This is a genomic window from Ruegeria sp. CG11 (genome assembly GCF_056537245.1).
Map to the genome: position 1 here is coordinate 179,997 of NZ_JBQFRE010000006.1, position 8,487 is coordinate 188,483.

Below are 8,487 nucleotides of genomic sequence, written 5' to 3' on the forward strand. Positions count from 1 at the left end.
TGACCTGTCGTAGATAATCAGCGCCGCTGGCGGCGCGGATAAGGACGGTCGCAGGTCTCTCCTGCGACCGGTCGGGTTGTCAGTCGGATCAACTGTCCAGCCAGACGAACTCGGGCCATTCGTTGCCGCCAACCGGGCCGAGCGGCACCTTGGTCAGGCCGCGAACGTTTGAGGCAACAGCATCCTTGTAAGGAATGTGCGCCGGAATGACCGAGCCGGATCCATCCGCACACAGACGCTGCAATTCGCAGTTCATCTCGTAGCGTTTGGCGGGATCGGTGACGCCCCGCGATTCTATCAGAAGCTTATCGAACGTCTCGTTCTTCCAGGCGGATTCATTCCACTTCGCGTCCGAAGTATTGCCCAGCGAAATCATGATGTTAGCGGTCGGTCGCGCGTTCCAATTCGTCACGAACAGTGGTTCTTTGTTCCAGACAGCACCCCAGAATCCATCGACTGGCACACGTTTCAGCTGTAGGTCAAACCCGGCCTTGGCCGCTTCGCGCTGCAGGATGACAGCCATGTCCGTGAGGCCAGGGCTGACCTCTGCCACATTCAACTCGGCACCGGTCATCCCTGCTTTTTTGAAGTAGTGCTTGGCTTTGTCGAGATCATAGGGGTGCATGACCGGGTCGTTGATCTCTTTGCACCAGGATGCGCCGTAGGCGGGGCCGATGGGTTGATCGTTGCCGATATCGCCATGGTTACCGCTTGCAACCTGACGGATGCGGTCGCGGCGCTGTAGGTGCTTCAGACCCTTGAGAAAGTTGTAATGCTCGTCCGCACCGCCAGCAGGGCTGTTGTCATAGCGCGCGGCAATGCCGATATACGCGCCCGAGCTTACAACATAGGGTTCAACGCCAGCAGCCGCCTCAATCTGGGGTTCAGACTTTGTGTCCAAATTGGTCATGATCTGGATATCGCCATTGATCAGCGCGTTGACGCGGGCAACGGGATCGGTAATGCCGAACGTTTCAATCTCGTCCAGATACGGGCCTTCGGACCCCCAGTAATTGTCGTTGCGCACCGCAACCGAGCGCACGCCGGGGACAAATTCCTTTAACTTAAAAGGACCAGTGCCGTTTAGGGTCGAGAAATCAGTGGTGCCGTCTTTGATGATCTTGAAGTGGTAGGTTGCCAGAATGATCGGCAACTCCGCCTGCGGCTCGCTTAGCACGGCCTTGACCGTGTGTTCATCAACCTTCACCCATTCAGAGACCGGTTTCACCAGAATTGCGGCAAGAGATTTGCTGTCGTCGCCCAAATGGCGGTTCATCGAGTAGATGACATCGTTGGCGGTCAGCTTGGAACCATCGTGAAATTCCACGTCCTTGCGCAACTGAAAGGTCCATTCGGTGGCGCCCTGGTTGGCTTCGAAGCTATGCGCCAGTTCCGGTCCGGCAGTCAGGTTGTCTTGCATGCGGGTCAGGCTGTTAAAGTGCAGACGTCCTCGAATATAGTCGATCGATCCGTTTTGCAGGATCGGATCCAGCGTGTCAGCCGGACCGTGCTGGGCAAAGGCCGCACGAATCTTGCCGCCGCGCTTGGGCGTTGCAGCCACGGCTTCAGTGGCGCTGGCAACAATAGCACCAGCGCTGGTGGCAGTTGCGCCCATCGCCATCAGCCAACCCATTACCTGACGCCGCGATGCACCTTGTTTCAGGGACCGACCGGCAAACTCCCGATCCGCCTCGCCCATGTCTCCAAAGCGGATACTGCTGGAGATGTCTTTTCCAGATTTAGTGGTCATTCTGCTTGCTCCCTATGGTCTGTTATGGGGCACCGGGAGCCCTATGATTAAGAGCCTTCCGCATGCCGGGTCCTTCCTAATAGGGGCGGGGACAGGCCGTTCCATCTACCCTTTTTGCGCGAGAATTTATCCCGAATTTGGCTCGGAAACTGAGATTTCGGAGGATTTCTCGCCGCGAATATCGTTGATCCGTGCTTTTGAGGCGAAGGGAAATCACCTGAAATCTGCCAATTATGGGCGATACCCCTTTCCGTTCAGGCGAGTTGAAAATTCAACAAAAAAGGAAACCTTCCAGCGCAATTGGGGCAGCGGAAAAACTGGTTGGGCCAAAGGGTATCACATGGATCCGTAAACGGTCTGATCCGCCACGCTAGTAGAAACGGCACCACATTTTCAGCAGCCGGTTTTTGGGGAGCTCCAGATAATACCTGTAAAAAACAGATTTGCCGAATTGCACGATGAAATCACCGCTTGGCGGCAGGACTTCCACAAGCATCCGGAACTGGGTTTTGAGGTTCACCGCACCGCAGGCATCGTTGCCAAAAAGCTGCGAGAGTTCGGTTGTGATGAAGTGGTGGAGGGTATCGGTAAAACCGGCGTTATTGCTGTGATCAAGGGCAATTCGAACAGCTCTGGCATGGCCATTGGCCTGCGCGCCGACATGGATGCGCTGCCGATACCGGAGGAGACAGGAGTGGACTATGCTTCTAACCACGAAGGCAAGATGCACGCCTGTGGTCATGACGGTCACACGGCGATGCTGCTGGGCGCCGCAAAATATCTGGCCGAAACGCGCAACTTCAACGGCACCGCAGTAATGATATTCCAACCCGCCGAAGAAGACGGCGGCGGCGGTGAGAAGATGGTGCAGGATGGCGTGATGGACCGTTGGAACATCCAGGAAGTCTATGCGATCCACAATATGCCGGGCTTCCCCTTGGGGGAATTCCGCTCGCGCATAGGACCGGTCACGGCCGCGGGGGACTCGTTTGAGATCTATCTGGAGGGCAAGGGCGGTCACGCCTCACAGCCGCACAAGTCGGTCGACACCATGATGATCGCCTGCCACATGGTTCTGGCGCTCCAGACCATCCCGGCGCGCAACATCGACCCGGTGGACCCGATTGTGCTGTCGATCACCTCGATCGAAAGCTCGTCCAAGGCGACGAACGTAATCCCGCAGAAGATCACCGTCAAAGGTACCCTGCGTACCATGTCGCACGAAACCCGCGTTGTGGCCCGCCAACGCATAAAGGAGCTGGCCGAAGGCACCGCCGCCATGTTTGGCGGCACCGTGACATTGGACATGCCGTTAGGCTACCCGGCGTCCATCAATACCGCCGAGGAAGTCGGCCACGCCGCGCAGATGGCGGAATTGGTCTGCGGTAAATACGCTGAATTGCCACTGCTTATGGGGTCCGAGGATTTTGCCTATATGCTGGAGGAACGCCCGGGTGCTTTCCTGTTCATGGGTATCGGCGAGGGGGCGGCGCTGCACCACCCCGAGTACAACTTCAATGACGAGGCTATTCCCTATGGCTGCTCCTGGTTTGCAGAAATGATTGAACGCCGAATGCCGGCGGCTTGAAGAGATAGCCGGACGAAAATCAATGAGATTCACATCTACGCCCGTGACATACCGGTCCGAGACGGTGCATCCGGCTGGGACGGTGACATCCCTGCCGCTGCCAGCACTCAGGTCGGCGCGACGGCGAAATCCAAACTACTCGACGGTGCCCGCCAGGCTGCCCCCTATTTTGTCGAGGGTTACTATGACCTTGAACCCAACATCTGGATTGAGGACGACCGGTCGCCGTCGGCTCTGGGCGTTAAGCAAGCCTCTTTGGTGCCTCTGTGACCCGTTCTGAGAAGGAAAAGAAATGATCCCTGAAACGATGCATTCGGTCCAACTGACCGGACACGGTGGTCTGGAAAAACTTGAGTACCGCACGGATGTGCCCGTACCCCGCCCCGGACCGGGAGAAGTCCTGATCCGGGTCACTGCCGCCGGTGTAAACAACACCGATTTCAACACCCGCATCGGCTGGTACTCGAAGACCGTGACCAGTGACACTGGTGGTGCAGACGGCTACGACACATTGGACGATGACGATGCCAGTTGGTCCGGCACGCCGCTGACGTTCCCGCGCATCCAGGGGGCCGATGTCTGCGGCTATGTAGCTGCGGTAGGTGAAGGCGTGGATCCGACCCGGATCGGCGAGCGGGTGATCGTGCGCAACATGCTGCGAACCTATGTGGACTACCGCCCCTACGAGTGCTGGACAATTGGCAGTGAGTGCGACGGCGGTTTCGCCCAGTTCACAGTTGCACCCGCCCGCGAAACACATACCGTTTCGTGCGACTGGGAGGATGCGGAATTGGCGGCGATCCCCTGTGCCTATTCTACCGCTGAAAATATGCTTCACCGGGCGCAGTTGAAGGCTGAAACCGTTCTGATCACTGGGGCGTCGGGTGGCGTGGGTTCGGCTGCGGTGCAGTTGGCCAAGCGGCGTGGCGCGACAGTTATTGCGCTTTGCTCTCCGGCCAAAGCAGAGGCGGTCAGCGCGCTTGGGGCCGATCAGGTGCTGGGCCGCAACGCCGATCTTGTGGCTGAACTAGGCGAAGGCAGCGTCGACGTTGTGATCGACCTTGTTGCCGGTCCCGGTTGGGGAAGTCTGCTGGACGTGCTACGACGCGGCGGGCGCTATGCCACCGCCGGGCCGATCTGCGAGATCGACATCCGCACCCTGTACCTCAAGGATCTCACACTTTTTGGTTGCACCTTCCAAGTGGACGAGGTCTTTGCCAACCTAGTAAAGTATATCGAAACCGGTGAAATCCGCCCGCTAGTCGCTCAAACTTACGCGCTGAAGGACATCGCTCAGGCACAGGGGGATTTCCTGGCAAAGTCCCACATCGGCCAGTTGGTTCTGCTGCCGCCGCAAACCCGATCATGACACTCAAATCTGCCTCGAAGCTCTGATCTCCTGCGGCCGGCGGCACCGACTTAACTTAAGCCGCTGTCCGCAGAAACCGAGGCAAGACACAAACCATGGGCAAATCCTTTGTTTTCTGCTGCTCAGGGGCTTTTCCGGCGATAACCCCAATGTCACTTCGGCTGGAGGGCGGGATTTAACAGAGTAGCTGCGTGCTTCCGGTTGCACGCCCATTCCGATAGGCTGCCGACCCAAGCAAAAGTCTGCCAACATGGGGCCGAATGGTAGAGCAAACCAGGATTACGATCTTAGTACTGCCCGAGTTCAACCTTTTCACCACGCTCGGCTTTATTGATCCTTTCCGGATCTGCAACTTGCGTTCCGAGCGGGAAGATTTCGCGTGGGAGTTTGTCTCACTTGACGGTGGACAGGTGAAGGCCTCAAGCGGGGTTCTAGTTGAGACCTGTGCGGTCGACGAGTTGGACGTTCGGCCAGATATCATGATCCTTTCCGCGAGCCTTGTGCCACACCATTACCCTGCTGACCGGCTCCGTCCGCTGCTGACCCGGTGGCTGTCGCGTGGCACGCGATTGGTCAGCATCAGTTCGGGCGGCTTCATCCTCGGCGCCCTTGGGCTTCTGGACGGCAAGCAGGCAACCGTTCATTACGACTATTTGGCACCCTTTGCCGAGATGTTCCCCAAAGTACAGGTCACCGCCGCAGGTTATACAGCCGATGGCAATATCATGACCAGCTCGGGCGGGTTGGCGACAATTGATCTTGCGCTCGACCTTTTGGCTTCAATTTCGGGTCAACGCATCGCGGATGAGGTAGCCCGCACCGTGCTACATGGCGGGCTTCCGGGCAGCAACAAGCCACAGGATCCGCTGGGCGAACAGCAATTACAGCAGTCGCTTCCAATGGCCTTGCAGACGGTGGTTGCACTGATGCGGGACAACATCGAAACACCCCTGAGTATCGAAACGCTCTGTCAGCACGCAGGCCTCTCTCGCCGCCGGATAGAGGAAATGTTCTCCGAACGTGCAGGAATGACTCCAAAGGTCTACTATCTCACCCTGCGGCTGAACAAAGCAAAAGACCTTGTAGCAGAGACAACAATGTCCTTCGCGGAAATTTCCGCCGCCTGCGGTTATTCCAGCGCATCAAAGTTCTCTGCGGCTTATCGAAAGAAGTTCGGACGCTCCCCAACAGGTGACCGCGCCAGCGCTCGGCGCAGCCACCTGTTGCACAGCGGTCGGTGGAGCTGAAGCAGAAGTTTCCGCTTAAGACAGCAACCGGTATCGCCAAATTCTTGAATGCCGCAGATTGAAATGGCGAGTTCATCGACGCTGCGGCTTTTGGACATGCCTCAAGAAGGTTGGGACCAAATTGCGGTAAATGAAGGTCCATTCAAGGCTGCCTTGGACCACATTAAATTCTCCACGCGGCATCCAGAATTAGACGTCAAAGAGGAACGCAAGAAAGCGGCGAGCTACTTGATTAACCTCAACGAGCGGTTAGTCGGGCGGGCCTGGCTTTGCGGAGATCGCCCTACCCTTGCCGATCTGGCGCTTCTACCTTTTGTTCACCAGTTCGCGAACATAGATCGCGTGTGGTTTGACGCACAGGAGTGTGCCGAGTTTAATGGCGTGGCGGGATCAATTCCTAGACAGTAAAGCTTTTTGCGGGTGACGAGTAAGTACAGAATTTGGTCAGAAGGCGACGCTCCGATTTGATTCAACGGCTGAGCTCTACACGTCGTATCCGGCCCATAGCCGACTTCCAAAGTCACATCGAGTGCTGCGGTGCGCCCCGCCGAAGCTGCCGTTCGCTGCGCCTGCGAACTATCCTACAGCGCGAATTCACGCAATACAGCCAACCCGACCTGTCGGCATCGTTAGTCAAAGGCAAAAAGCGGCTATATGCTGTCATTTGAAACAACTCAATAAACGCATCGGCGATTAAAATGCTGCAGGGCATTCTGGAACAAGAAACTGCAATCCGCCTCACGATATTCCTTGGTGTACTTATTGCCATGGCGGTCTGGGAGTTAGCAGCCCCACGAAGAAGAATGGAAATCCCCCGGCTTTTGCGTTGGTCAAACAACCTTGCCTTGGTTGTGCTGGACACTTTACTTGTCAGGCTTGCATTTCCGGTTGTCGCTGTCGGGCTCGCTGTGATTGCACAAGAAAATGGCTGGGGTGTCCTCAACCAGATCAGCATTCAGGGTTGGATAGCGTTCCTTATTTCGGTTCTGGCACTGGATCTCGCTATTTATTTGCAGCATGTGCTGTTTCATGCGGTACCACTGCTTTGGCGTTTGCACCGGATGCATCACGCTGATCTCGAGTTTGACGTGACAACAGGCTTGAGATTTCACCCGCTGGAAATCCTGCTTTCTATGGTGATCAAGCTGGGCATTGTCATGGCTCTAGGGCCGCCTGCCTTTTCGGTGTTGGTTTTCGAAGTGCTGTTGAATGCAAGCTCTCTGTTTAACCACTCCAACATTCGCCTTCCCCTCAGAGTTGATGCAGCGCTGCGGCTAATCATTGTCACGCCGGACATGCACCGCGTCCATCACTCAATTGAGCCATCGGAGACCAACAGCAACTTTGGCTTCAACGTACCATGGTGGGACCGGATATTCGGAACCTATCTGGCACAACCCAAGTCCGGGCATGAAGACATGACAATTGGAATTGAGCAGTTTCGAAACAGGCGCAATCTTTGGCTCGACCGGATGCTCATTCAACCGCTCCTTGGTCGAGCTGACCGGTATCCGATAAATCGAGTGAAGGAGCCTTCGCAAAGTGACCCGGAGCTCTAATTGATTGCTCAAGACACCCGGCGAACATTCAAAAATACTGTATCATCATGCGCTTTTCCTCCGTTTTCCTAAACATAGCGGAGGACCACTTCAGCGGGGGAGGATCGGGGCCCTATCTCAAAGATTCAGGAACTTTTGCGGTGTTTTCTGTTTTTCTCAATGATCTCGCCAAGGGTCGAACGCACATCTGGCGACACCGCAGTGAAGCGTACCATAAAACAACCAATGTCGTCGCGCGTATCCAGTACTTTACCGTAGAGAGTCAGAGTGTTTTCAGAGCCGTTTTGCCACTCGATCTGAAACTGGAGATCGCTGAAAGGTTTTGGTGCTGTCTCGGATTGTATGCACGCTTCGACGGGGGAAAGCTTCAGAAGCTGGCCGTGTTACGCCATACCCACGACCTGTTTACCGACAACCGCTCTATACGAGAGCGCAACGGGCAAGTTGATATCTGCCATCTCCACAGATTGCGATGAAAGGGCGATCGCATAGGGACCACCCATGCCAGTCAATTCATAGAGCTTCAAAGGATCGCCAGAACCTTTGGGTTCAACCGTGCGCATCGCTCCCAGTTCAAGAGGCGTTTTGACAGCTTCACGCGTTTTGTCCGCGATCAGGATCTGGCCACCGACGGTGTAGATTTCGATCCTTGCAGCCAAGTTGGTTGTGTTACCTACAACGCTATATTTTGCGCGTTTGCTTGAACCGATATTGTCAACGACCACTTCACCCGTGTTCAGACCGATGCCCATCTCGATTTCCGGGAAGCCATTTCTGGTATTCCATTCGTTAACCCAACCTTTGCTGCATTTCCAACGCACACGCCAAAGCGCTGTCAGCATCGTCGGGCCGTTGCAAGGGTGCGCCAAACGGTTTTGTCGCGAACTTGGCCCTTACCTGTCAGGTCGAGTGCATTTCTGGTAGCGCGCACTAGAACATGACAGGAGCAGGCCGTGACGATCTCATTTAAGGGC

The 8,487-nt window shown here is 55.9% G+C and carries 7 protein-coding genes; 5 read left to right on the top strand and 2 right to left on the bottom strand.

All coding sequences use genetic code 11. The annotated features are described in order from the left end of the window. Positions 1-88: 88 nt before the first annotated feature. Positions 89-1,750 (bottom strand): ABC transporter substrate-binding protein, encoded by a 1,662-nt coding sequence (locus ACR0KW_RS15295; RefSeq protein ID WP_480805763.1) that lies wholly within the window; start codon positions 1,748-1,750, stop codon positions 89-91. Positions 1,751-2,174: 424 nt separating this feature from the next. Here ACR0KW_RS15295 and ACR0KW_RS15300 point away from each other — a divergent pair, with 424 nt between their 5' ends. The 5 genes from ACR0KW_RS15300 to ACR0KW_RS15320 all read left to right on the top strand — a co-directional run bounded on the left by ACR0KW_RS15300 (position 2,175) and on the right by ACR0KW_RS15320 (position 7,513). Further along, entirely contained in the window at positions 2,175-3,338 is a 1,164-nt protein-coding gene (locus ACR0KW_RS15300; RefSeq protein ID WP_480805771.1) for a M20 aminoacylase family protein, read from the top strand. Between the two features lie 292 nt (positions 3,339-3,630). Further along, on the top strand, positions 3,631-4,707 hold the full coding sequence (locus ACR0KW_RS15305; RefSeq protein WP_480805764.1) for an alcohol dehydrogenase family protein: 1,077 nt from the start codon (positions 3,631-3,633) through the stop codon (positions 4,705-4,707). A 260-nt stretch (positions 4,708-4,967) separates the two neighbouring features. Continuing rightward, positions 4,968-5,954, top strand: a complete 987-nt coding sequence (locus ACR0KW_RS15310; protein WP_480805765.1) for a GlxA family transcriptional regulator — start codon at positions 4,968-4,970, stop codon at positions 5,952-5,954. Positions 5,955-6,002: 48 nt separating this feature from the next. Continuing rightward, complete coding sequence (locus ACR0KW_RS15315) at positions 6,003-6,362, top strand: glutathione S-transferase C-terminal domain-containing protein (protein ID WP_480805766.1); 360 nt, start codon at positions 6,003-6,005, stop codon at positions 6,360-6,362. A 290-nt stretch (positions 6,363-6,652) separates the two neighbouring features. Next, complete coding sequence (locus ACR0KW_RS15320) at positions 6,653-7,513, top strand: sterol desaturase family protein (protein ID WP_480805767.1); 861 nt, start codon at positions 6,653-6,655, stop codon at positions 7,511-7,513. 383 nt (positions 7,514-7,896) lie between these two features. Here ACR0KW_RS15320 and ACR0KW_RS15325 read toward each other — a convergent pair whose 3' ends face one another. Then, complete coding sequence (locus tag ACR0KW_RS15325; RefSeq protein WP_480805768.1) at positions 7,897-8,355, bottom strand: adenylate/guanylate cyclase domain-containing protein; 459 nt, start codon at positions 8,353-8,355, stop codon at positions 7,897-7,899. Positions 8,356-8,487 lie beyond the last annotated feature (132 nt).